Origin of the sequence: Streptococcus sp. 714 (genome assembly GCF_013277115.1) — a bacterium.
In the GTDB taxonomy this organism is placed as follows: Bacteria; Bacillota; Bacilli; order Lactobacillales; family Streptococcaceae; genus Streptococcus.
Genome location: NZ_VMMH01000024.1, coordinates 1 through 24922 on the forward strand (window position 1 = coordinate 1; position 24922 = coordinate 24922).

Annotated in this window: 24 protein-coding genes, 1 pseudogene and 1 riboswitch; of the genes and pseudogenes, 18 read left to right on the top strand and 7 right to left on the bottom strand. The window is 42.0% G+C overall.

The genetic code is table 11. The features are described 5' to 3' along the window. Positions 1 to 58: 58 nt before the first annotated feature. On the bottom strand, positions 59 to 994 hold the full coding sequence (gene birA / locus HT718_RS08190; RefSeq protein ID WP_173268148.1) for a bifunctional biotin--[acetyl-CoA-carboxylase] ligase/biotin operon repressor BirA: 936 nt from the start codon (positions 992 to 994) through the stop codon (positions 59 to 61). 282 nt (positions 995 to 1276) lie between these two features. On the opposite strand from birA, the gene HT718_RS08195 reads away from it, so the two are divergent. From HT718_RS08195 to pnuC, 6 genes and pseudogenes are all read left to right on the top strand, one after another. Beyond that, positions 1277 to 2470, top strand: coding sequence for an O-antigen ligase (locus HT718_RS08195; protein ID WP_173268149.1), 1194 nt, complete (start codon positions 1277 to 1279; stop codon positions 2468 to 2470). A 144-nt stretch (positions 2471 to 2614) separates the two neighbouring features. Continuing rightward, a complete protein-coding gene (locus tag HT718_RS08200; RefSeq protein WP_173268150.1) occupies positions 2615 to 3058 on the top strand; it encodes a MarR family transcriptional regulator in 444 nt (147 codons plus the stop codon). A 3-nt stretch (positions 3059 to 3061) separates the two neighbouring features. Next, positions 3062 to 3825, top strand: a pseudogene (locus HT718_RS08205) (nuclear transport factor 2 family protein). A gap of 14 nt (positions 3826 to 3839) precedes the next feature. Further along, positions 3840 to 4568: an ABC transporter ATP-binding protein gene (locus tag HT718_RS08210; RefSeq protein ID WP_173268151.1), complete on the top strand. Its 729-nt coding sequence runs from the start codon at positions 3840 to 3842 to the stop codon at positions 4566 to 4568. Next, positions 4561 to 6081 (top strand): ABC transporter permease/substrate-binding protein, encoded by a 1521-nt coding sequence (locus HT718_RS08215; protein ID WP_102211628.1) that lies wholly within the window; start codon positions 4561 to 4563, stop codon positions 6079 to 6081. The genes HT718_RS08210 and HT718_RS08215 overlap by 8 nt, the downstream gene beginning before the upstream one ends. A gap of 330 nt (positions 6082 to 6411) precedes the next feature. Next, positions 6412 to 7218 carry a nicotinamide riboside transporter PnuC gene (gene pnuC, locus HT718_RS08220; RefSeq protein ID WP_173268174.1) on the top strand — a complete coding sequence of 269 codons (807 nt, stop codon included), beginning with the start codon at positions 6412 to 6414 and terminating at the stop codon, positions 7216 to 7218. A gap of 319 nt (positions 7219 to 7537) precedes the next feature. Here pnuC and HT718_RS08225 read toward each other — a convergent pair whose 3' ends face one another. Continuing rightward, complete coding sequence (locus HT718_RS08225; protein ID WP_049540130.1) at positions 7538 to 8074, bottom strand: TetR/AcrR family transcriptional regulator; 537 nt, start codon at positions 8072 to 8074, stop codon at positions 7538 to 7540. A 132-nt stretch (positions 8075 to 8206) separates the two neighbouring features. Here HT718_RS08225 and HT718_RS08230 point away from each other — a divergent pair, with 132 nt between their 5' ends. The 3 genes from HT718_RS08230 (at position 8207) to HT718_RS08240 (ending at position 10726) form a co-directional block, all read left to right on the top strand. After that, on the top strand, positions 8207 to 9097 hold the full coding sequence (locus tag HT718_RS08230; RefSeq protein WP_173268152.1) for a cation diffusion facilitator family transporter: 891 nt from the start codon (positions 8207 to 8209) through the stop codon (positions 9095 to 9097). 237 nt (positions 9098 to 9334) lie between these two features. Continuing rightward, positions 9335 to 9688, top strand: coding sequence for a stress response transcriptional regulator NmlR (nmlR, locus tag HT718_RS08235; protein ID WP_173268153.1), 354 nt, complete (start codon positions 9335 to 9337; stop codon positions 9686 to 9688). Then, positions 9689 to 10726 (top strand): alcohol dehydrogenase catalytic domain-containing protein, encoded by a 1038-nt coding sequence (locus tag HT718_RS08240; RefSeq protein ID WP_173268154.1) that lies wholly within the window; start codon positions 9689 to 9691, stop codon positions 10724 to 10726. It begins immediately after the preceding gene. Positions 10727 to 10793: 67 nt separating this feature from the next. Here the strand turns inward: HT718_RS08240 and galR are convergent, their stop codons facing one another. Further along, positions 10794 to 11795 carry a DNA-binding transcriptional regulator GalR gene (galR, locus tag HT718_RS08245; protein WP_173268155.1) on the bottom strand — a complete coding sequence of 334 codons (1002 nt, stop codon included), beginning with the start codon at positions 11793 to 11795 and terminating at the stop codon, positions 10794 to 10796. Between the two features lie 167 nt (positions 11796 to 11962). On the opposite strand from galR, the gene HT718_RS08250 reads away from it, so the two are divergent. The 4 genes from HT718_RS08250 (at position 11963) to HT718_RS08265 (ending at position 15770) form a co-directional block, all read left to right on the top strand. Then, the gene (locus tag HT718_RS08250) at positions 11963 to 13141 is read left to right on the top strand and encodes a galactokinase (protein WP_173268156.1); all 1179 of its coding nucleotides are present in this window, start codon (positions 11963 to 11965) and stop codon (positions 13139 to 13141) included. A gap of 11 nt (positions 13142 to 13152) precedes the next feature. After that, positions 13153 to 13812, top strand: coding sequence for an HAD family phosphatase (locus HT718_RS08255; protein ID WP_173268157.1), 660 nt, complete (start codon positions 13153 to 13155; stop codon positions 13810 to 13812). Beyond that, positions 13809 to 15296 (top strand): UDP-glucose--hexose-1-phosphate uridylyltransferase, encoded by a 1488-nt coding sequence (locus tag HT718_RS08260; RefSeq protein ID WP_173268158.1) that lies wholly within the window; start codon positions 13809 to 13811, stop codon positions 15294 to 15296. The genes HT718_RS08255 and HT718_RS08260 overlap by 4 nt, the downstream gene beginning before the upstream one ends. A 69-nt stretch (positions 15297 to 15365) precedes the next feature. Then, positions 15366 to 15770 carry a PaaI family thioesterase gene (locus HT718_RS08265; RefSeq protein WP_000651223.1) on the top strand — a complete coding sequence of 135 codons (405 nt, stop codon included), beginning with the start codon at positions 15366 to 15368 and terminating at the stop codon, positions 15768 to 15770. 32 nt (positions 15771 to 15802) lie between these two features. Here HT718_RS08265 and HT718_RS08270 read toward each other — a convergent pair whose 3' ends face one another. The 4 genes from HT718_RS08270 to HT718_RS08285 form a co-directional block, all read right to left on the bottom strand. Continuing rightward, positions 15803 to 17065 (bottom strand): nucleobase:cation symporter-2 family protein, encoded by a 1263-nt coding sequence (locus HT718_RS08270; RefSeq protein ID WP_173268159.1) that lies wholly within the window; start codon positions 17063 to 17065, stop codon positions 15803 to 15805. Beyond that, on the bottom strand, positions 17065 to 17646 hold the full coding sequence (locus HT718_RS08275) for a xanthine phosphoribosyltransferase (RefSeq protein ID WP_173268160.1): 582 nt from the start codon (positions 17644 to 17646) through the stop codon (positions 17065 to 17067). Before HT718_RS08275 ends, HT718_RS08270 begins: the two co-directional genes overlap by 1 nt. Before the next feature lie 132 nt (positions 17647 to 17778). After that, a riboswitch (purine riboswitch) is annotated at positions 17779 to 17874 on the bottom strand. A gap of 217 nt (positions 17875 to 18091) precedes the next feature. Continuing rightward, complete coding sequence (locus tag HT718_RS08280; RefSeq protein WP_173268161.1) at positions 18092 to 18478, bottom strand: VOC family protein; 387 nt, start codon at positions 18476 to 18478, stop codon at positions 18092 to 18094. An 11-nt stretch (positions 18479 to 18489) separates the two neighbouring features. Beyond that, on the bottom strand, positions 18490 to 19317 hold the full coding sequence (locus tag HT718_RS08285; RefSeq protein WP_173268162.1) for an exodeoxyribonuclease III: 828 nt from the start codon (positions 19315 to 19317) through the stop codon (positions 18490 to 18492). A 133-nt stretch (positions 19318 to 19450) separates the two neighbouring features. Here HT718_RS08285 and HT718_RS08290 point away from each other — a divergent pair, with 133 nt between their 5' ends. The 5 genes from HT718_RS08290 (at position 19451) to HT718_RS08310 (ending at position 24893) form a co-directional block, all read left to right on the top strand. Next, positions 19451 to 19906, top strand: a complete 456-nt coding sequence (locus HT718_RS08290; protein WP_020900359.1) for a DUF3290 family protein — start codon at positions 19451 to 19453, stop codon at positions 19904 to 19906. Then, entirely contained in the window at positions 19903 to 20538 is a 636-nt protein-coding gene (locus tag HT718_RS08295; protein WP_000174455.1) for a DUF421 domain-containing protein, read from the top strand. Before HT718_RS08290 ends, HT718_RS08295 begins: the two co-directional genes overlap by 4 nt. A 54-nt stretch (positions 20539 to 20592) precedes the next feature. Continuing rightward, the gene (locus HT718_RS08300; RefSeq protein WP_173268163.1) at positions 20593 to 22338 is read left to right on the top strand and encodes an ABC transporter transmembrane domain-containing protein; all 1746 of its coding nucleotides are present in this window, start codon (positions 20593 to 20595) and stop codon (positions 22336 to 22338) included. After that, positions 22328 to 24070, top strand: a complete 1743-nt coding sequence (locus HT718_RS08305; protein ID WP_173268164.1) for an ABC transporter ATP-binding protein — start codon at positions 22328 to 22330, stop codon at positions 24068 to 24070. Before HT718_RS08300 ends, HT718_RS08305 begins: the two co-directional genes overlap by 11 nt. 130 nt (positions 24071 to 24200) lie before the next feature. Beyond that, the gene (locus HT718_RS08310; RefSeq protein WP_000922198.1) at positions 24201 to 24893 is read left to right on the top strand and encodes a sugar transferase; all 693 of its coding nucleotides are present in this window, start codon (positions 24201 to 24203) and stop codon (positions 24891 to 24893) included. Positions 24894 to 24922 lie beyond the last annotated feature (29 nt).

Genomic DNA, 24922 nt, shown 5'->3' on the forward strand with positions numbered 1-24922 from the left:
AAATAGGCTCCATAATATCTATAGGGGAAATATTATAGAGCTTTATAATTGTGTTATTTTACTTCCAACTCTTGAGTGAAATTTCTCCGCTATTTAGCCAGATTTCTTTTCCGTTATCACATTGAACTAAAAGTTTTCCATTTTCAGAGATGTATTTAGCAAGTCCTTTGTAGTCTTTTTGATCTAGTGTAAAAGTAACTTCTTTTCCTAGGACGAATGACTGTTTTTTATATAGGTATAATAGCTCTTCTGCTGGTGTTTCGAAGAAAGCACGCCAGATTTCTATGATTAATTCATTCCTTGTTATAGGAGATGGTGATTTAAATAAGCTAGCAGCTTTTTCTTTTAATTCTTGTGGGAAATCATTAATAGTGAAGTTGATTCCTACTCCAATAATGATATCTGTGACTAAACCTGTTTCTACAGAGGTTATTGCCTCAGTGAGGATTCCTCCAATTTTATGATTTTTTAGGTAGATATCGTTGACCCATTTTATGTCGACATCTATTAAAGTTAGGTTCTTAATGGCTTTGTAGATAGCTCCAGCTACAAGTAGTGTGTAGGATGGTAATTTGTCGTAAGGAAGATTTGGTTTAAGATGGAGTGTCATATAAATGCCACCTTGTGGGGAGTAGAAAGAACGTTGAAAACGGCCTCGGCCAGCTGTTTGATAGGAAGCTAGATAGAGGGTATTTGCTTCATTCCCTAAATCAATTGCTTCTTTTGCATCTAGTTGTGTTGATTTAGTCTCAGTTTTAAAGCTAACTTTAATTGGAAGATTTTCTTCTAGAATCTCTGGAAGAATAAGATCTCCATTCATCAGTTTATAGCCTTTGTTTTTGATGCTATCAATTTCAATGCCTTCTTGTTCTAATCGCTTGATGGCTTTCCAAATCGATGTTCGACTGAGGGATAGTTCTTCTGCAATCTTTTCTCCGCTGATGTAATCGGTTTCTTTTGCTATAATTTGGTAGACGGCTTGGTAGGATTTCATAGTGTTTCCTTTCTTTAGGAATTGTAAATGATTTAAATATAGTTTGGATAGTTGGTCAAATCTTTATTTTATTACTACTATTTTAACATATGCCTAGTATTTTCGACACGATTTTTTAGAGTGAATCTAGTCATTAAGCTTGAGTTATGAAATCTCAGTATTTTTGCTCGCTTTTTTACCCAGGGAAGCGTTTCCTTTGTTTTCAAATTGCTAAAAAAGTGGTACAATATAGGATAGCTTACTATTATCTGAATCAATTGATTTGGAGAGAAAGGATTCATTTTGAAATCAATAGGCTTTATTGAAAAGCTGAAAGGGTTGTCTAGTAAAGAGCTGATTTTATTGGGAATTATCCTGAGTATCTTTTTACCCTTTTATCTTTTTGTAGTTGTATTCTGTTTATATATTATCAGTTTGATTTTTACAGGAGACATGAAAAGTATTCTTCAGAAAATGGGGGAGCATCCGATGCTGCTTCTTTTTCTTGGCTATAGTACTGTTATATCCGTTTTTGCACAAAATTGGATGGGAGTTGTGGCTTCAGTAGGAATGTTTCTATTTACTATTTTCTTTTTGCACTATCAGTCGATTTTATCACATAAATTCTTTCGCTTGATTTTGCAGCTCGTCTTGTTTGGTAGTGTATTGTCAGCTGCTTTTGCGAGTTTAGAACATTTCCAAATTGTGAAGAAATTTAACTATGCTTTTCTTTCACCCAATATGCAGGTCTGGCATCAGAATCGTGCAGAAGTGACCTTCTTTAACCCTAATTATTATGGAATTATTTGTTGTTTCTGTATCATGATTGCTTTCTATCTGTTTACAACGACCAAGTTAAATTGGTTGAAAGTATTCTGTGTGATTGCAGGCTTTGTGAATCTCTTTGGTTTGAATTTTACTCAAAATCGAACCGCCTTTCCTGCTATTATCGCTGGAGCCATCATCTATCTCTTTACGACCATTAAAAACTGGAAGGCCTTTTGGCTTAGTATTGGGGTCTTCGCGATTGGCTTGAGTTTCCTCTTTTCTAGTGATTTGGGAGTTAGGATGGGGACTTTAGATTCTTCTATGGAAGAGCGCATCTCTATTTGGGATGCTGGTATGGCCTTGTTTAAGCAAAATCCTTTTTGGGGTGAGGGGCCATTAACCTATATGCACTCTTATCCTCGGATAAATGCTCCTTATCATGAACATGCTCACAGTCTGTATATTGACACGATTCTGAGTTACGGAATTGTGGGGACTATTTTATTAGTTTTGTCTTCTGTTGCTCCTGTTCGATTGATGATGGATATGAGTCAGGAGTCGGGAAAACGTCCGATTATCGGTCTTTATCTATCTTTCCTTACAGTGGTTGCTGTACACGGAATCTTTGACCTGGCCCTCTTCTGGATTCAGTCAGGATTTATTTTCTTGCTAGTTATGTGCAGTATTCTGTTGGAACATCGAACTTTGGTATCGGACATGACGGATTAAGTATATAAGATTACAATCTTCTATCTTGTGTAGGAGATTTTTTTACTGGGAAAAAATATTTCTAAATCGAAATAGTTGACAGTTAGAACGATGAGTGTTACAATTGTTTTATTCTTTTCGATATCGAAATAAATTGGAGGTGTTATGAAAGATAGTCATTTGCTAGCTCATCATATTCGTTTGTTGAATGGGCGGATTTTTCAAAAGTTACTGAGCCAAGACCCTGAAGCTCTTTATCGGAGTGAGCAGGGGAAGATTTTAGCGGTTTTATGGAATAGTGAAACAGGCTGTGCAACTGCGACAGATATTGCTTTGGCGACTGGTCTTGCTAATAATACGCTGACGACTATGATAAAAAAGCTTGAGGAACAAAATCTTGTAACCGTTAGTCCATGTGGAAAAGACAAGCGTAAGAAGTATTTGGTTTTAACAGAGTTGGGGCAGTCTCAGAAAGAAGTGGGGCAACGTGTCAGTCAAAAATTGGATACGATTTTTTACAAAGGATTTTCAGAGGAAGAAATTCGGCAATTTGAAGCCTTTCAAGAAAGAATTTTGGCGAATCTGAAAGAGAAGGAAAATGAGGTTTAAATCATGTCAGAACAAGTGAAAAATGCTCACAACCTATACATTCATGCTATTCAAGATGGACGAGTTGCTGAGGCTCAGGCCCAGTCTGTAGGGGATACTTATATCCAACATTCGACAGGAGTGCCTGACGGAAAAGAAGGGTTTGCGGCCTTCTTTGCAAATTTCTTCGAGCGTCATCCAGAACGTCAGATTAAGATTGTCCGCACTATTGAGGATGGCAATCTGGTCTTTGTTCATGTTCATCAATATCTGAATGGTGGGGAAGCTCAATGGTGACGACAGATACTTTCCGTGCAGATGAGAATGGACGTATTGTGGAGCATTGGGATGTCATTGACTACTATCGTGTTCCTGAAAATGGCCAATTAGACCAGATTTTTGGAGATTTTGAGATCACGGATTTGGATAAGACAGTAGCAAATAAAAAGTTAGTTCGCCGTTTCTTGACAGAAATTTTCCAAAATGGGGAACTGGAGCAGTGGAGTGATTATGTGGCAGACGATTTGATTCAGCATAGTTATGAGATTGGCCAAGGAAGTGCTGCTTATAAAAACTATGTGGCTGAACATGGTGTCACTTTTGACTTTGTTTTCCAACTATTAGGACAAGGAAACTATGTGGTTAGCTATGGTCAGACTCAGATTGACGGAGTTGCCTATGCCCAGTACGATATCTTCCGTCTAGACAATGGGAAAATTGTGGAGCATTGGGACAATAAGGAAGTTATGCCTAAGGTAGAAGACTTGACCAATCGAGGGAAGTTTTAAAATGAGGACAAAGAATGATTGAATACAAAAATGTAGCCTTGCGCTACACAGAAAAAGATGTTTTGAGAGATGTTAATTTACGGATTAAGAATGGGGAGTTTATGGTTTTAGTTGGACCTTCTGGATCTGGTAAAACGACCATGATAAAGATGATTAACCGTCTCTTGGAACCGACTGATGGAAATATTTATATGGATGGTAAACGCATCAAAGACTATGATGAGCGGGAACTTCGTCTTTCTACTGGTTATGTTTTACAGGCCATTGCACTGTTTCCCAATTTAACGGTTGCAGAAAATATTGCCCTGATTCCTGAGATGAAAGGGTGGACTAAGGAAGAAATTGCGAAGAAAACAGAAGAACTTTTGGCTAAGGTTGGTTTACCAGTAGCTGAGTATGGGCATCGACTTCCAAGTGAATTATCTGGTGGAGAACAGCAACGGGTTGGTATTGTTCGTGCTATGATTGGTCAGCCTAAGATTTTGCTTATGGATGAACCTTTTTCAGCCTTGGATGCAATTTCGAGAAAACAGTTGCAGGTTTTGACGAAAGAATTGCATAAAGAGTTTGGAATGACAACGATTTTTGTGACCCATGATACGGATGAAGCTTTGAAATTGGCGGACCGTATTGCTGTCTTGCAGGATGGAGAGATTCGTCAGGTGGCGAATCCCGAGACAATTTTAAAAGCGCCTGCAACAGACTTTGTAGCAGACTTGTTTGGAGGTAGTGTTCGTGACTAATTTAATTGCAACTTTTCAGGATCGTTTTAGTGATTGGTTGACAGCTCTATCTCAACATTTGCAGTTGTCTCTTTTGACCTTGTTACTAGCTATTTTTATCGCAATTCCTTTGGCTGTTTATCTTCGCTATCATGAGAAGTTGGCGGACTGGGTCTTGCAGATTGCAGGGATTTTCCAGACCATTCCGTCTCTAGCCTTGTTAGGGCTCTTTATTCCCTTGATGGGAATTGGAACCTTGCCAGCTTTGACAGCTCTAGTGATTTATGCGATTTTTCCGATTTTACAAAATACCATCACTGGGCTAAAGGGAATTGATCCGAGTCTGCAGGAGGCTGGTATTGCCTTTGGGATGACTAGGTGGGAGCGACTCAAGAAGTTTGAAATTCCACTTGCCATGCCTGTTATGATGTCTGGGATTCGGACGGCAGCGGTCTTGATTATCGGTACCGCAACCTTGGCTGCCTTGATTGGTGCAGGGGGACTGGGTTCCTTTATCCTTTTGGGCATTGACCGTAATAATGCCAGTCTGATTTTGATTGGGGCTCTTTCTTCTGCAGTGCTGGCCATTGCCTTTAACTTCCTGCTAAAAGTGATGGAAAAAGCAAAATTGCGGACGATTTTCTCAGGTTTTGCTTTGGTTACAATATTGCTCGGTCTGTCTTATAGTCCAGCTCTTTTGGCTCAGAAAGAGAAAGAAAACTTGGTTATTGCTGGGAAATTGGGTCCAGAACCAGAAATTTTGGCCAATATGTATAAGTTGCTGATTGAAGAAAATACCAGTATGACTGCGACTGTTAAACCGAATTTTGGGAAAACAAGCTTCCTCTATGAAGCTTTGAAAAAAGGCGATATTGATATTTATCCTGAATTTACCGGTACGGTGACTGAAAGTCTGCTTCAACCATCACCGAAAGTTAGTCATGAGCCAGAGCAGGTTTATGATGTAGCGCGTGATGGTATTGCCAAACAGGATCATCTAGCCTATCTCAAACCTATGTCTTATCAAAATACCTATGCTGTAGCTGTTCCGAAAAAGATTGCTCAGGAATACGGCTTGAAGACTATTTCGGACTTGAAAAAAGTGGAAGGACAGTTGAAGGCTGGATTTACACTTGAGTTTAATGACCGTGAAGATGGCAATAAGGGCTTGCAATCAATGTATGGTCTCAATCTCAATGTAGCGACTATGGAGCCAGCCCTCCGCTATCAGGCGATTCAGTCAGGCGATATTCAAATCACGGATGCCTATTCGACGGATGCAGAGTTGGCGCGTTATGATTTGCAGGTCTTGGAAGATGACAAGCAACTCTTCCCACCTTATCAAGGAGCTCCACTCATGAAAGAAGCTCTTCTCAAGAAACATCCTGAGTTAGAAAAAGTTCTCAATAAATTGGCTGGTAAAATTACTGAAAGCCAGATGAGTCAGCTCAACTACCAAGTTGGTGTCGAAGGCAAGTCAGCAGAACAAGTAGCCAAGGAGTTTTTACAAGAACAAGGTTTGTTGAAGAAATAGACTGAGAATGCTAAACTCAACTTGCTTAAACGCCTATATAGAAGAATGCTCAGACAATGTCGTCTGGGCTTTTTGATATTAGAGTTCCAAAATGTCTTTCAAAATGGAAAATAAGAGAAAATTTTCAGGAATTTGCAAATTTTACTGTAAAGACACTTGACTATTCATAAAATAGGTGTATAATGTGTTGTGAACTACTTAACAAATAAGGATTTTCAGCTCATGTCGACTAAGGTTGGGAATCTTGTGTATAGACAGTTCATTATCTAATAGAGCGTTGCGTCCGAAAGTCTATCCAGACACGGCTCTTTAAAAACAAAAGGAGAAATGATGCATACTTATTTGCAAAAGAAAATTGAGAATATCAAAACAACCCTAGGTGAAATGTCAGGTGGTTACCGTCGTATGGTTACGGCGATGGCTGATTTAGGATTTTCAGGAACTATGAAGGCTATCTGGGATGACCTTTTTGCCCATCGTAGTTTTGCCCAGTGGCTTTATTTGCTGGTTTTAGGAAGTTTTCCTCTCTGGCTGGAATTGATTTATGAACACCGTATTGTTGACTGGATTGGGATGATTTGTAGTCTGACAGGGATTATCTGTGTTATCTTTGTGTCGGAAGGTCGAGCAAGTAACTATCTTTTTGGCTTGATTAACTCTGTTATCTACCTTATCTTGGCCCTACAGAAAGGCTTTTATGGTGAGGTATTGACGACCCTTTACTTCACGGTCATGCAGCCAATTGGTCTTCTAGTTTGGATTTATCAAGCTCAGTTCAAGAAAGAAAAACAGGAGTTTGTCGCACGTAAACTGGATGGCAAGGGTTGGACCAAGTATCTTTCCATTAGTGTTCTTTGGTGGTTGGCCTTTGGCTTCATTTATCAGTCTATTGGTGCCAATCGTCCCTATCGCGATTCCATCACCGATGCGACCAATGGGGTAGGACAAATTCTCATGACAGCTGTTTACCGTGAACAATGGATATTCTGGGCAGCTACTAATGTCTTTTCAATCTATCTCTGGTGGGGAGAAAGTCTGCAAATTCAAGGAAAATATCTGATTTACCTGATTAATAGTTTAGTTGGTTGGTACCAGTGGAGCAAGGCAGCTAAGCAGAATACTGACTTACCTAACTAGGAAAAGATGTTTAAAAGTACTGTTTTGAGATTTCGATTAAAACAGAAAGAGTTGATAATAAAGGATTTTATACTCAATGAAAATCAAAGAGCAAACTAGGAAACTAGCCGCAGGTTGCTCAAAGCACTGCTTTGAGGTTGTAGATAAGACTGACGAAGTCAGTTACATATATCTACGGCAAGGCGACGTTGACGTGGTTTGAAGAGATTTTCGAAGAGTATTATATTATGAAAAAGAGGATCAGTTGGTCCTCTTTTATTGTTAAAAAAATGAAAAACTCAGTAGCCTAGGTATAAGGCAACTGAGCTCTACTCTGTATTCAATTTTTAGTAATGAGAAGGTCTAGATAAAACTGGACAACTTCTTGTTCTGTGAAGTCTTGTCCTTTTTTTAGCCACCAGGTCAATGTCTCGATAAAGTTGGTAACAACTAAGTGTTGGAGATAAGAAGTAGGCAGACCTGGGTGAGCTTCTCTCAAATCATCAGCCAGCATGGGATAGACGTGGTATTCCAACTCTCTCTGAAGTTGACGGAGGAAGTAGTCATTTTTGGAGAATAGAAGACTGGTGATATGGTCTTGATTTTTCTGAAAATGCAGAAAGAGGTGGGCGAGGTAATCTTCGGTTGAAATAGATTGCTCTCTTTCAAAGAGGTGATGGAAGAGGTAGCGACAGAGCTCGTCTAGAAGCAGCTCCTTGCTCTCATAGTGGCAGTAAAATGTGGAGCGGCCCACATCTGCGAGATCAATGATAGCCTGAACAGTAGTAGCCTCGTAACCTTTAGCATTCAAAAGTTGTAGAAAAGCTTGATAGATGGCTTTTTTTGTTTTACTGATACGGCGGTCAATCTTAGTCATATGGACACTTGAGGCAAATTGTTCAGAACTGAATAAAGCTGACGCTTTGCTTCTATCCTTTCTTCAAGTTTTAGTGGATAATGATAGTGAACAAGGTGTTCATGAATCTATTATAACAAAGGAATGAGAAATATGAAGGCAAAATATGCTGTTTGGCTAGCTTTTTTCTTAAATGTGACTTATGCCATTGTCGAGTTTATCGCTGGTGGATTATTTGGGTCCAGTGCAGTGCTTGCTGACTCTGTGCATGACTTGGGAGATGCGATTGCAATTGGAATATCAGCTTTTCTAGAAACCATCTCTAATCGTGAGGAAGACAATCAGTACACCTTGGGCTATAAGCGTTTTAGTCTGCTAGGAGCCTTGGTGACAGCGATAATACTCATGACAGGATCTGTTCTAGTCATTTTGGAAAATGTCACGAAGATTTTAAATCCGCAACCAGTCAATGATGAGGGGATTCTCTGGTTAGGAATGATTGCGATTACTATTAATGTGTTAGCCAGTCTAGTGGTTAGTAAGGGAAAGACAAAGAATGAGTCTATTCTGAGTCTGCATTTTCTGGAAGATACCCTAGGGTGGGTGGCTGTCATCCTAATGGCCATTGTTCTTCGATTCACGAACTGGTATATCCTAGATCCACTTTTGTCCCTTGTCATTTCTTTCTTTATTCTTTCAAAAGCTCTTCCACGTTTTTGGTCTACGCTCAAGATTTTCTTGGATGCTGTGCCAGAAGGTCTTGATATCAAGCAAGTAAAGAATGGGCTGGAGCGATTGGACAATGTGGCCAGTCTTAATCAGCTTAATCTCTGGACTATGGATGGTTTGGAAAAAAATGCCATTGTCCATGTTTGTATAAAAGAAGTGGGAAATATGGAAGCTTGTAAAGAATCTATTCGAATTTTCCTCAAAGATTGTGGTTTTCAAAACGTCACCATTGAGGTTGATGAAGACCTAGCAACCCACCGAGCCCATAAGCGAAAGGTGTGTGACTTGGAGCGGAGTCAGGAGCATCAACATTAGGAAAAATGATTGGGTACTATCGTATTTGGGATAGAGTATTTTCTTTATTATTTAAATAATTTAAAAGATTGGTAAGTTAAGAGCATTGTATAAACTCCAGATGTATGATTGATAATTATAAAAAATTTTTCGATTAGATGCAAAATGCTTGACTTGGAGTCAACTCAAAGTTATATAATAAGATAAGTGAGTTCGAATAGCTTAAACTCAGTGAATAAAATGAGAGGAGGTTAGTGTATGAATATTAAATCTGCCAGTGATTTGTTGGGAATTTCAGCGGATACGATTCGGTATTATGAACGGGTTGGTCTTGTACCACCGATTACTCGTACTGCAACTGGGATTCGTGATTTTCAAGATCAGGATATTGAGGCGCTGGAATTTATTAAGTGTTTTCGTTCGGCGGGTGTCTCTGTAGATAGTTTAGTTGACTATATGTCGCTCTACCAAAAGGGAGATGAAACGAGGGCGGAAAGGATTGATATTTTAGAAGAGGAAAAGAAAAAATTAGAGGAGCGCTTGTCTCAGTTGCGGGTGGCCTTAAATCGATTAAATCACAAAATTAAACTTTATAAGGAAGGAAAATTTTAAATGAAATCAGCAGTATATACAAAGGCAGGTCAGGTTGGACTTGCTACAATTGAACGCCCGCAAATTATAGAAGCAGATGATGCTATTATCCGCATTGTCCGTACTTGCGTTTGTGGTTCGGACCTTTGGAGTTACCGTAATCCTGAAATCGAAGAAGGACATGGAAATAGCGGTCATGAGGCAATCGGGATTGTCGAAGAAGTTGGTGAGAACGTTACTACAGTAAAACCAGGTGACTTTGTCATTGCTCCGTTTACACATGGTTGTGGGGAGTGTGATGCCTGTCGAGCTGGCTATGATGGGACTTGTGACCGCCATATTGGCACCAATTGGTCAAGTGGTGTCCAGGCTGAGTATATCCGTTTCCACTTTGCTAATTGGGCACTTGTGAAAATTCCAGGTCAACCTTCAGATTATAGCGAAGGCATGCTCAAGTCACTTTTGACACTTGCTGATGTCATGCCGACTGGCTATCATGCAGCGCGTGTTGCTAATGTGCAAAAAGGGGATAAGGTTGTGGTGATTGGTGACGGGGCTGTTGGGCAATGTGCTGTTATCGCCGCTAAAATGCGTGGTGCATCACAAATTATCCTTATGAGCCGTCATGAAGACCGCCAAAAGATGGCCTTGGAATCAGGTGCGACAGCAGTTGTAGCTGAACGTGGTCAAGAGGGAATTGCCAAAGTCCGTGAAATCCTTGGTGGTGGAGCAGATGCAGCCCTTGAATGTGTTGGGACTGAAGCAGCCGTAGATCAAGCTCTTGGTGTTCTCCATAATGGAGGTCGTTTGGGCTTTGTTGGAGTACCGCACTATGAAAATCGTGCCATTGGCTCAACCTTTGGTCAAAATACAATAATCGGCGGTGGTCCAGCTTCTGTCACAACTTATAACAAGCAGTTCTTGCTCAAGGCTGTCCTTGATGGTGATATCAATCCAGGTCGCGTCTTTACTTCGAGCTATAAATTAGAAGATATTGACCAGGCTTATAAAGACATGGACGAACGTAAGACTATTAAGTCTATGATTGTGATGGATTAAAAAAGAAAATCCTAATGGAGATTTGAGACTCTCTATTAGGATTTTTTGTCATGTTTAATTTGTGGAGTTAGGGCAGAGTACTCTCTCTTAAAGTCAGTCTGGTTCCCAGCATAGTCAAGCTAGGGATTTTGCGGCCGTGGAGAACTTCCTTGTTAAGAATATCCATGCCTGCTCGGCCCATTTCCTCAGTATAGACCGTGATGCTAGAAAGGGGAGGATAAACTTGCTTGGTCAGGCTAGTGTCGTTAAAGGAAATAAGGCTGACGCGGTCTGGTAGGCTGATTCCAGCTTCTTGGAGGGCACGGAGGGCACCAATGGCTAAACTATCGCTGGCAGCAAAAAAGGCTGGTGGGAGTTGGTCTCCCAAGTTCTGAATAGCCTCCTTCATCAAGTCATAGCCAGACTGGGCAGTAAAGCTTCCTTGAAAGACAAGTTCATCATGATAGATTCCCTTTGTCTGACTGTAGTTTTTAAAATTCTCCAGCCGTTTATCCTCAATAATTTCTTCTTGGTCAGTTGTTTCCTCAAGGCCTGTTAGAATCCCGATACTGTCCAGTCCCTGACTGAGGAAATAATCGACAACCTGTTTCATGGCAGTGTAAAAATCCGTGATAATGCAGGTGTGTCCAAGAGAAAGGGTATCGCTGTCTAGAAATACAAGAGGTTTTTGGTATTCTTCAAAGGCAGAGATTTGTGATCGGCTGAACTTTCCGATGCAAAGAATCCCAATCACTTCCTCGCTCAGTGTAAAAGGATGGTCATTAAAATAGCGCAAGATATCATAGTCCAACTCTTGGGCTCTTTTTTCAATCCCGAGGCGAATCTGGTAGTAGTAGAGGTCGTCCAGCTCCCCTTGTTCGCTGACCCATTGGATAATGGCAATCTTTTGCTTGGGCTTGTGGGACTCGCCTGTCTTGAGGTGTTTGGTGTAGCCTAGCTCTTCAGCAACAGTTAAAATACGGTGTCTGGTTTCTTCTGTAACAGATAGGCTCTGGTCGCGGTTGAGGACACGGGATACGGTCGCGATAGAGACAGAGGCTAGCTGTGCAATGTCTTTTAAGGTAGCCATAAATCCTCCTCCTTCTTTTAGGTTAGTATATCATATTTTTCTGCTTTTTACTGATAGTTTAGTAAAAGTTTAGTAAAAAGGATTGACCTTGGGAAATTCCTTGGATACAATAGAAGAAAACGATTACACGTTAAGACGACTTAACGGACAGTCAAAGGAGAATTCATATGACACAACATCTTACTGCTGAAGCACTTCGCAAAGACTTTCTTGCTGTTTTTGGTCAAGAAGCAGACCAAACTTTCTTCTCACCAGGTCGTATCAACTTGATTGGTGAGCACACAGACTACAATGGCGGACACGTTTTTCCTGCTGCTATTTCCTTAGGAACTTATGGGGCTGCTCGCAAACGTGATGACCAAGTTTTGCGTTTCTACTCAGCCAACTTTGAGGACAAGGGTATTATCGAAGTTCCTCTTGCTAATCTCAAATTTGAAAAAGAGCACAACTGGACCAACTATCCAAAAGGGGTTCTTCATTTCTTGCAAGAAGCTGGGCACGTGATTGATAAAGGTTTTGATTTTTATGTTTATGGGAATATCCCAAATGGTGCTGGCTTGTCTTCATCAGCGTCCTTGGAACTGTTGACAGGGGTTGTGGCAGAGCATCTTTTTGATTTAAAACTAGACCGTTTGGATTTGGTTAAAATCGGAAAACAAACAGAAAATAACTTTATCGGAGTCAACTCTGGTATCATGGACCAGTTTGCTATTGGTATGGGTGCTGACCAACGCGCTATTTACCTAGATACCAATACTTTAGAATACGATTTGGTACCACTTGATTTGAAGGATAATGTTGTTGTTATTATGAATACCAACAAACGCCGTGAGTTGGCGGACTCTAAATACAATGAACGCCGTGCTGAGTGTGAAACAGCAGTCGAAGAATTGCAAGTTGCCTTGGATATTCAGACCTTAGGTGAGTTGGATGAGTGGGCCTTTGACCAATACAGCTACCTGATTAAAGACGAAAATCGTATGAAACGTGCTCGCCATGCTGTGCTTGAAAACCAACGTACCCTTAAAGCTCAAGCAGCCCTTCAAGCAGGTGATTTAGAAACCTTTGGTCGCTTGATGAATGCATCTCACGTTTCTTTGGAGCATGATTATGAAGTAACAGGCTTGGAATTAGATACCCTCGTTCACACAGCTTGGGCACAAGAAGGTGTTCTCGGTGCTCGTATGACAGGGGCAGGATTTGGCGGATGTGCTATTGCTTTGGTGCAAAAAGATACAGTTGAGTCCTTTAAGGAAGCTGTTGGTAAGCACTACGAGGAAGTAGTCGGATATGCTCCAAGCTTCTATATCGCTGAAGTTGCAGGTGGCACTCGCGTTTTAGACTAGGAGAGAAGTATATGGAAGCCGTAATATTTGATTTAGACGGCTTATTAGCTGATACTGAGATCATTTCTCTAAAAGTTTATCAAGAATTGCTTAGAGATTTTGGAATTCCTTTCACAGAAGAAACTTATTCTAGAGAATACAGTGGACATAGGGAAGAGGAGAATGTTCAACGATTTTTGGATACCTATGATTTACCTTGGAACTTTGACCAAACCTTGGAAAAAGTTTATGAACTGGAAGCTCGAATTTTAGCCAAAGGTGTAAATTTAAAAAAAGGTGCTAAAAATTTGCTTGCTTTTTTGCAAAGAGAAGGTATTCCAATCGCTTTAGCAACTTCAAGTGTTGAATCTAGAGCTAGAATGATTTTGGATAGTAATGGTATACTGTCCCTATTTGACCATCTAGTTTTTGCAAAAGATGTAAAGCGAAGTAAACCTTACCCTGATATATTTTTAAAGGCCTGTAGTGATTTGAATGTTTTGCCAGAGAATTGCTTAGTATTAGAGGATAGTGAAGCAGGGATAGAAGCAGCCTATAGAGCTGGGATACCAGTTATTTGTATTCCAGACTTAAAAATACCAGCACAGTCTTTCTTAAATAAAACAGAACAAGTTTTTCAGGATTTAGATGCTGTCAGAGACTATTTAGAAAGTAAGAAGGAGAATCAATGAGTCAGGGAGTTCTAGATGCATTTATCACGGAAGTCATTGCAGGAAGTTCATTTGAAGAAATGGATCGAATCTACCTGACCAATCGTGTTTTGGCACGAGTGGGAGATGGTGTTTTGGAAGTTGAGACCAATCTGGATAAATTGATTGACCTCAAGGACCAGCTGGTTGAGGAAGCCGTTCGATTAGAGACGATTGAGGATAGTCAGACTGCGCGTGAAATCCTTGGTGCTGAACTGATGGACTTGGTGACTCCTTGTCCGAGTCAGGTCAATCGTGACTTTTGGGCAACCTATGTCCAGTCACCAGAGCAGGCGATTGCGGACTTTTACCAACTTAGCCAGAAAAATGACTACATCAAGCTCAAGGCCATTGCTAAAAATATCGCTTATCGTGTTCCATCTGACTACGGAGAGCTAGAAATTACCATCAATCTCTCTAAGCCTGAAAAGGATCCCAAAGAGATTGCGGCAGCCAAGTTGGTGCAAGCTAGCAATTATCCCCAGTGTCAGCTTTGTCTAGAGAATGAAGGCTACCATGGTCGGGTAAACCACCCAGCTCGTAGAAATCACCGCATTATCCGTTTTGAAATGGCTGGTCAGGAGTGGGGTTTCCAGTATTCGCCTTATGCTTATTTTAATGAGCACTGTATTTTCTTAGACGGCCAGCATCGTCCTATGGCTATTAGTCGTCAGAGTTTTGAGCGTCTACTGGCTATCGTAGAGCAGTTTCCGGGCTATTTTGCGGGTTCAAATGCGGACTTACCAATTGTAGGGGGGTCTATTCTAACTCATGACCACTATCAGGGAGGCCGTCACGTATTTCCTATGGAATTGGCTCCCTTGCAAAAGACTTTCCGTTTTGCTAGTTTTGAGCAGGTCAAGGCAGGGATTGTCAAGTGGCCTATGTCAGTGCTACGTTTGACCTCGGATTCCAAAGAAGATTTAATCAACTTGGCTGATAAGATTTTGCAGGAATGGCGTCAGTATTCAGATCCAAGGGTGCAAGTCTTGGCAGAAAGTAATGGAACACCACACCATACCATCACACCCATTGCCCGTAAACGCGATGGCCAGTTTGAGTTGGACTTGGTCTTGCGAGACAACCAGACATCGCCAGAGCATCCTGATGGCATCTATCATCCCCACAAGGATGTTCAACATATCAAGAAGGAAAATATCGGCTTGATTGAGGTTATGGGCTTGGCTATCTTACCACCTCGTTTGAAAGCAGAAGTAGAGCAGGTGGCTAGCTACCTCGTGGGAGATGGTGATATAGTTGCCGACTATCATCAGGAATGGGCAGACCAACTTAGAGCCCAATATCCAGACATAACAGATAAAGAAAAAGCCCTTGAAATCGTCAAGGACTCTGTGGGTACTATTTTTGCGCGTGTACTTGAGGACGCTGGAGTTTACAAGCAGACGGAACAAGGACAAGCAGCCTTTATGCGCTTTGTAGAGCAGGTCGGAATTTTGCCAGACTAGGAGCTTTCTCCTTGCACAGTCCTATAAAATGTAGTATCATAGTGTCGTTTGAACTATCAGGAGGAAACGATGAAAGATTTTCATTTTGACGCTATATCTGCCTTTGAAAATTACGAAATTGAACAAATGAGAGATGGTCACGTTGTGGTGACGACCAAAGTAGTGGACTCGTCGCTCAACTACTATGGCAATGCCCATGGTGGCTATCTTTTCACCCTTTGTGACCAGATTAGTGGTTTGGTGGTTATCTCGCTGGGGCTTGATGGGGTGACACTTCAATCCTCTATCAACTACCTCAAGGCAGGAAAACTCGACGACGTGTTGACCATTAAAGGAGAATGCGTCCATCAAGGTCGCACAACCTGTGTAGTGGATGTCGATATCACCAATCAAGAGGGCAGAAACGTCTGCAAAGCAACCTTTACCATGTTTGTCACAGGCCAGAGGTCAGAAGATAGACAGGTAAGGATATAGATAAACAAAAAAAGAGGCTCACACCTCTTTTCTTATTTCTTTTTATGATTTAGTACGGCATTGAGGACAATGGCAAGTAGGCTGGCTACGACGATTCCGTTTGAGAAGAACATTTGGAAGGCTGTCGGCATACTAACGAAGAGATTACTGTTGTTGAGTCCAACTCCTGCAGCGATTGATACAGCTGCGATAAGGAAGTTGTGTTCATTGTTGGCAAAGTCAACACGGGCGAGAATTTGCATTCCTTGAATCGAGACAAAACCAAACATCACCAGCATGGCACCACCGAGGACAGGGCTCGGAATGATTTGGGCAAGGGCGCCAAACTTAGGAAGGAGTCCAAGGAGAACCAGGAAACCAGCTGTGTAGTAGATTGGCAGGCGTTTCTTGATACCTGATAATTTAACCAGACCAACGTTTTGTGAAAATCCTGTGTAAGGGAAGGTGTTAAAGATTCCTCCGAGAAGTACAGCTAAACCTTCTGCACGGTAACCGTTACGCAGGCGCGTGCTGTCGATTGGGTCTTTCGTGATATCAGACAAGGCTAGGTAAACACCAGTCGACTCAACCATAGACACCGTTGCGATGATACACATCATGACAATAGAGGAGATTTCAAAAGTTGGCATCCCAAAGTAGAGTGGGGTTGGGACATGGACAAGAGGTGCTGCCGCAACAGGAGAGAAGTCCACCAAGCCCATGCTAGCAGCGATGGCAGTTCCGACAACCAGTCCAATCAAAATGGAGATTGACTTGATAAATCCTTTGGTAAAAATGTTAATCAAGAGGATAATCAGAACAGTGATGGCTGCAAGCAGAAGACTTTGACCAGTTGGCTCTGGAACGTTATTTCCCATATTTCCAATAGCGACAGGAATCAAGGTTAAACCAATCGTGGTAATAACAGATCCAGTTACGATAGATGGGAAGAGATTGGCTACTTTTGAGAAGATGCCTGAAACAAGAACTACGTAAATCCCTGATGCGATAAGGGCACCAAACATAGCACCACTACCATGGCTTTGACCAATCATAATCAAGGGAGCTACCGACTGGAAGGCAACTCCAAGAACGACTGGGAGTCCAATCCCAAAGTATTTGTTGAGTTGGAGTTGGAGGAAGGTTGCCACCCCACACATGAAGATATCTGTGGAAATCAGATAGGTCAACTGCTCAGCTGAATAGCCAAGGGCTGTTGCAATCATGATGGGAACCAGGATAGATCCTGAGTACATGGCTAGTAAGTGCTGCAAGCCAAGAATGGCTGCTTGCGAGTGTTTTTCTTGAGTTTGCATTAGAGATCTGCCTCCTTAAATACGACCTGACCATTTTCAAAACGATCCAAACGAGCAAGTGATAGGACGGGATAGCCTGCTTTTTCAAGCAAATCACGACCATCTTGGAAGGATTTTTCAATCACGATACCGATAGCTTCGACTCTAGCACCGGCTTGTTCGATGATTTGAATCAAACCTTTAGCTGCTTGGCCGTTAGCAAGGAAATCGTCAATAATCAAGACCTTGTCCTCGGGTGAGAGGAATTTTCCAGCGATGGAAACGGTGCTAGTCACCTGCTTGGTAAAGGAGTAGACTTGGGCAGTTAAGATTCCTTCGTTCATAGTAATGTTTTTAGCTTTTTTGGCGAAAATCATGGGAACGTTTAAGGCTTCAGCTGTAAAAACGGCTGGTGCAATGCCTGACGCTTCAATGGTCACAACCTTGGTAATGCCAGCAGCAGCGAATTTTGCCGCAAAAACCTTACCAATCTCTCGCATCAAGCTAAAGTCAACTTGGTGGGTTAAAAAGGAATCCACCTTGAGGATGTTATCACCCAAGATATGCCCATCCTTGAGGATGCGCTCTTCTAATAATTTCATAAGACCTCCTAAAGTCTAAAAGCCAATCCATTTGCTTGTTTCTGATCCTTAACCAGAAAAAACTAATAGAAAAAAGGACCTACTTAATCCCCTAAGTAAGTCCCCAAAATAGGCATGGCAAAAAAGACCATCCCCTCAAGCTAACTTACTTATTGTTAGGTGTTCCGGCACCTTGTAGAAACGTCGTGCCAATTCACGACATAAACAAGTAAAACGATATTCAATTTTAAATAGGCTTGTGTCAATGTTTTTATTTTACACTAAATAACTTTAGAAATCAAATATTTTGTTAGTATTTGGATATAAAAAACGAATAAATTGAAGAAAAATGGACAAATTATCAATTATAGGCTAACCTTTAGAAGTTTTTTTCATCATAAAAGACATATTATCAAGATTCTTCAAGATCTGACAATATGCCTTTTTCTGATTTGAAAGATTTTTTCTATTCGCTAAATCTTAAAAAATAGCCATCTGGATCCAAAACTGCAAATTCGTGAGGGTAAATAAAGCTATCTCCCACTCGAAATTCTCTTTTGGTCAGCGGACGATGGATAGGATAGTCAGCTTCCAGCAGTTTTTGGTGGAGCTGAGGGACATCTTCAATGCCAAAGGAAATATTGACACCGCGCCCGAAAGGATAGGTTAGTTGGGCTAATTCTTCTGTGCTGCCTTCTTCTAGCATAAGTTGGCAGTCTTCAAGCGAGAGGAAGAGAAATTTCTCCTCTGGACGTGCGTATTCGACAGAAAATCCCAGCAAGTCGCAGTAGAAGTGGCGTGACTTTTCGAGGTCAGATACTACAAATTCAGGAATGACAGCTTGATAGTCCATTAGCTTTCTCCTTAGAGCTCAATTTCCAAGACAATGGGTGTATGGTCTTGGCGAGCACCTGAGTCAATCATATCAGACTTAGTCACCTTGTCAGCGATGCGGTTGCTGGTGAGCCAGTAGTCGATTCTCCAGCCTGTATTGTTGATTTTAGAAGTCTTGCTGCGTTGCGCCCACCAAGTGTAGCGTTCTGGAACATCGCCATGAATGTGGCGGAAAGTATCGGTAAATCCAGTTGCTAAAAGGTTGGTAAATCCAGCACGCTCCTCGTCGGTAAATCCAGGTGAACGGCGGTTGCTAGCAGGATTTGCAAGGTCGATTTCATTGTGGGCCACATTGTAGTCACCGGTCGCAAGGACTGGTTTTTCTTTGTCTAGTTGAGCTAAATACTCCGCATATTTGACATCCCAGACTTGACGTTCTTCCAAGCGTTTGAGACCGTCGCCAGCGTTTGGAGTGTAAACTTGGGTTACGAAAAATTCATCAAATTCTAAGGTGATGATACGACCTTCCAAGTCCATGGTAGACGGAGCACCGATTTCTGGGAAGCTGATAGTAGGCGTAAGTTCTTTCTTATAGAGGAACATGGTTCCAGCATAGCCTTTTCGGGCAGGTTCTTGAGAAGAACGCCACGTGTTTTCGTAGCCTGGGAAGAGTTCTTCTAAAACTTCTAGGTGTTTTTTTGTTAGGCCCTTGGCAGAAAGCTTGGTTTCTTGGATAGCAATGATATCAGCATTTTCAGCGACCAAGGTTTGTAGGACTTCTTGGGACAATTTCGCGCGAGCTGAGTCACTAGTTAGGGCAGCATTGAGGGAATCAATATTCCATGAGATAAGTTTCATAAAGTTACCTTTTTCATTCAGATTATAGATTTTATTATACCAAAAAAAGGTCTATTTCCCCAACGTATGGCTTGAAAAATCACTCTCTTTCGTTTATAATTAAGAATGATTTTATGAAAGGGAGTGAAAATAAATGAAATTTTACTCATATGACTATGTACTTAGCCAAATCAGTCAACAAAATGGAATCATGATTGGTTTTGGAATTGTTCTCCTAGCTATCACAGGATTTTTTGCCTTTAAGGCCTATCGAGATAAAAAGGGGACTAAGTTTCGGGAATTGGTCATGATTTTGGCCTTGACCTTAGTGGCCATGCTTTTAGTGACAATTTCAAAATACCAGACCAATCAAGCCTCTAACAATCAATTTCAAACCTCCCTTCATTTCATAGAGGTTGTTTCCAAAGACTTGGGAGTGGATAAATCAGAAGTCTATGTCAATACTTCTGCAGCCACTGATGGAGCGCTTGTCAAGGTAGGTTCAAATGTCTATCGTGCCATGAACGGGAGCCAACCAGACAAGTATCTTTTAGAGAAATTAGAATTGCATCAAACAGATGCTATTGAATTGGTGGAGGTAAACAAATGACACTCAATTATATGGAAATTTTAATCAAACTGGCCTTGGGGCTCTTCTCGCTTGTTTTTGTTATCAATGTGACAGGAAAGGGGAACCTAGCACCTAACTCTGCGACAGACCAAATTCAGAACTATGTTCTCGGTGGTATCATTGGTGGGGTGATTTACAATAGTTCTATCAGTATTCTCCAGTATGCAGTGATTTTGATGATGTGGACGATTTTGGTCTTGACCCTCAAGTGGCTCAATAACAATGTTCGTTTTGTCAAACGCTTGATTGATGGAAAACCAACTCTCCTTATCAAAAATGGGCAGATTGACCCAGAAGCCTGTCGTTCAGTTGGCTTGTCTGCATCGGATGTAGCCCTCAAACTTCGTAGCCAAGGAATTTTCCAGATGAAGCAAGTCAAACGAGCTGTGCAGGAGCAAAATGGCCAACTCATCGTGGTCCAAATGGGAGATGAAAATCCTAAGTATCCAGTTGTGACTGACGGTGTGATACAAGTCGATGTTTTGGAGTCGATTGGTCGTAACGAAGAGTGGTTGCTTGATAACCTCAGCAAGCAAGGGCATGACAATGTAGCCAATATCTTTATCGCTGAGTATGACAAGGGTGCGGTCACAGTCGTAACCTATGAATAAGAAAAACCTGGGGTCTTGGCCTCAGGTTTCTATTTGCAATCAGAAAGGGATGTTATGTCCATTATTCAAAAACTTTGGTGGTTTTTCAAGTTAGAAAAACGCCGTTATTTAGTCGGGATTGTGGCTCTGGTCTTGGTTTCCGTCCTCAACCTCATTCCCCCAATGGTTATGGGGAGGGTCATTGATGCCATCACATCGGGGCAATTAACCCAGCAGGACCTCCTTCTTGCCCTATTTTACTTGCTTCTTTCAGCCTTTGGGATGTACTATCTGCGCTATGTTTGGCGTATGTATATCCTTGGGACTTCCTACCGTTTGGGACAGATTATGCGCTCTCGCTTATTTGAACATTTCACAAAAATGTCTCCAGCCTTTTATCAGACCTATCGGACGGGGGACCTTATGGCGCATGCAACCAACGATATCAATGCCTTGACTCGTCTGGCAGGGGGCGGTGTTATGTCTGCAGTTGATGCTTCTATCACGGCTTTGGTGACCTTGCTGACCATGCTCTTTAGCATCTCATGGCAAATGACCTTAGTTGCCATTCTTCCCTTGCCTTTCATGGCTTATGCGACCAGTCGTTTGGGAAGAAAGACTCACAAGGCCTTTGGTGAAACACAGGCTGCCTTTTCTGAACTCAATAACAAGGTGCAGGAGTCCGTATCAGGTATCAAAGTGACCAAGTCTTTCGGTTATCAGGCGGACGAGTTGAAGTCTTTTCAGGCGGTGAATGAATTGACCTTCCAAAAGAACCTCCAAACCATGAAATACGATAGTCTCTTTGATCCCATGGTTCTCTTGTTTGTTGGTTCCTCCTATGTTTTAACCCTCTTGGTTGGTTCCTTGATGGTTCAGGAGGGGCAGATCACGGTTGGAAATCTGGTCACCTTTATCAGTTACTTGGATATGTTGGTATGGCCTCTTATGGCTATCGGTTTCCTCTTTAATATCACTCAGCGAGGGAAGGTTTCTTACCAGCGGATTGAGGAACTTTTGTCTCAGGAATCACCTGTACAAGACCCAGAGTTTCCTTTAGATGGTATTGAAAATGGGCGTTTGGAGTACGCCATTGATCGTTTTGCCTTTGAAAATGAGGAGACACTGACGGATATTCACTTTAGTTTAGAAAAAGGGCAAACTCTAGGCTTGGTCGGACAGACAGGCTCTGGGAAAACGTCTTTGATCAAGCTTCTCTTGCGTGAATACGATGTGGATAAGGGAGCTATTTATCTAAATGGTCATGATATTCGCGACTATCGTCTGACAGATCTTCGTAGTCTTATGAGCTATGTTCCTCAGGACCAGTTCCTCTTTGCGACTTCTATCTTAGACAATATCCGCTTTGGCAATCCTAACTTGTCCCTTTCAACGGTCGAGGAAGCGACTAAGCTAGCTCAAGTGTACCAAGATATTGTAGCCATGCCTCAGGGATTTGATACAGTTATCGGTGAAAAAGGAGTCAGTCTTTCTGGTGGGCAAAAGCAACGTCTGGCCATGAGTCGGGCTATGATTTTAGACCCTGATATCTTGATTTTAGATGATTCCTTATCCGCCGTGGATGCCAAGACAGAGTATGCGATTATCGACAACCTCAAGGAGACACGAAAGGACAAGACAACCATTATTACGGCTCATCGCCTGAGTGCAGTAGTCCATGCAGATTTGATTTTAGTCCTGCAAAATGGCCAAATCATCGAACGAGGCAGGCACGAAGACTTGCTAGCCCTGGATGGCTGGTATGCCCAAACCTACCAGTCTCAGCAGTTGGAAATGAAAGGAGAAGAAGATGCAGAATAAACAAGAACAATGGGTTGTATTGAAGCGCTTGATGTCCTATCTCAAGCCCTATGGACTCCTGACCTTTTTGGCACTCAGTTTTCTCCTAGCGACGACGGTCATTAAAAGTGTCATTCCCCTTGTGGCTTCCCACTTTATCGACCAGTATCTCAGCACTTTCAACCAACTCGCTGTGACCGTTTTGCTGGCCTATTACGGCCTTTATATCCTACAAACTCTGGTCCAGTATGTCGGCAATCTTCTCTTTGCGCGCGTGTCTTACAGTATTGTTAGGGATATTCGTCGGGATGCCTTTGACAATATGGAGAAATTGGGCATGTCTTATTTTGACAAGACGCCAGCAGGCTCTATCGTCTCTCGTTTGACAAATGACACCGAGACTATTAGTGATATGTTTTCGGGGATATTATCCAGCTTTATCTCAGCAGTTTTCATCTTTCTGACAACCCTTTATACCATGTTGGTGTTGGATTTTCGTTTGACAGCTTTGGTCTTGCTCTTTCTCCCCTTGATTTTCCTTTTGGTCAATCTCTATCGGAAAAAATCAGTGAAAATCATTGAGAAAACCAGAAGTCTCTTGTCAGATATCAATAGCAAGCTGGCTGAAAATATCGAGGGAATCAGAATAATCCAGGCCTTTAATCAAGAGAAGCGCCTACAGTCAGAGTTTGATGAAATCAACCAAGAACACTTGGTCTATGCCAACCGTTCTGTAGCCTTGGATGCCCTCTTTTTGCGCCCTGCCATGAGTTTACTGAAACTCCTAGGATATGCAGTTTTAATGGCCTATTTTGGCTATCGTGGACTTTATCTGGGAATAACGGCCGGGACCATGTATGCCTTTATCCAGTATATCAATCGTCTCTTTGATCCACTGATTGAAGTGACGCAAAACTTTTCGACCCTTCAAACGTCCATGGTGTCTGCGGGCCGTGTCTTTGCCTTGATTGATGAGAGGACCTATGAGCCCCTTCAGAATGATGGGCAAGCCAAAGTCCAAGAGGGCAGTATTCGCTTTGAACATGTGTGTTTCTCGTATGACGGCAAACATCCGATTCTGGATGATATTTCCTTTTCCGTTAACAAGGGTGAGACCATTGCTTTTGTGGGGCATACAGGTTCTGGGAAATCGTCGATTATCAATGTTCTCATGCGCTTTTATGAATTCCAGTCAGGGCGAGTTCTCTTGGATGATGTGGATATCAGGAACTACAGTCAGGAAGAGTTGAGAAAAAATATCGGTCTAGTCTTGCAGGATCCCTTCCTCTATCATGGGACTATTAAGTCCAATATCGCCATGTACCAAGAGATCAGTGATGAGCAGGTCCAGGCTGCGGCAGCCTTCGTGGATGCAGATTCCTTTATTCAAGAACTTCCTTTAGGCTATGATGCACCCGTTTCCGAGCGTGGTTCGAGCTTTTCTACTGGACAGCGCCAGCTTCTTGCCTTTGCCAGAACAGTCGCCAGTCAGCCTAAAATCCTGATTTTGGATGAAGCGACAGCCAATATTGACTCTGAAACAGAAAGTCTGGTTCAAGCTTCTCTGGCTAAGATGAGACAGGGGCGGACAACCATTGCCATCGCCCACCGCCTTTCTACTATCCAAGACGCCAACTGTATCTATGTTTTGGACAAGGGGCGCATTATCGAAAGTGGAACTCATGAGGAACTTTTGGCCTTGGGAGGAACCTATCACAAGATGTATAGCTTGCAGGCAGGGGCCATGTCCTAATACTCTTTGATTTTCATTCAGTACCAGAAGGAAATCCTTCAAATTACAGATTTCTTTCACCGCCTTTTCCATTTTGTGGTATAATGAAAAATGTTGACAAATAGTATAATAAAAACAAAGGAGAAACAGCATGCTGAAATGGGAAGACTTGCCCGTGGAAATGAAATCAAGCGAGGTTGAGTCTTACTACCAGCTTGTCTCTAAAAGGAAGGGTTCGCTGATTTTCAAGCGTTGCTTGGACTGGGTTCTAGCCTTGGTCTTACTGGTTCTGACCTCTCCCATCTTTCTCATTTTGAGCATTTGGATCAAGTTGGATAGCAAGGGGCCGGTTATATACAAGCAAGAGCGCGTGACCCAGTACAATCGACCTTTCAAGATTTGGAAGTTCCGTACCATGGTGACGGATGCGGATAAAAAAGGGAGTCTGGTGACTTCTGCTAACGATAGCCGCATTACCAAGGTTGGCAATTTTATCCGCCGTGTGCGTTTGGACGAACTGCCTCAGCTGGTCAATGTCCTGAAAGGCGAAATGTCCTTTGTAGGGACGCGTCCTGAAGTGCCACGCTACACAGAGCAGTATAGCCCTGAAATGATGGCAACCTTGCTTTTGCCAGCAGGGATTACCTCTCCAGCCAGCATCAACTACAAGGATGAGGATACGATCATCAGTCAAATGACCGAAAAAGGCCTGTCAGTTGACCAAGCCTATGTTGAACATGTCCTCCCTGAAAAGATGCGCTATAATCTTACCTATCTCCGAGAGTTTAGTTTCCTTGGAGACATCAAAATCATGTTTCAAACCGTGTTTGAAGTGCTAAAATAAAGTAGTCATGAGAAAATGAGTACAGATAA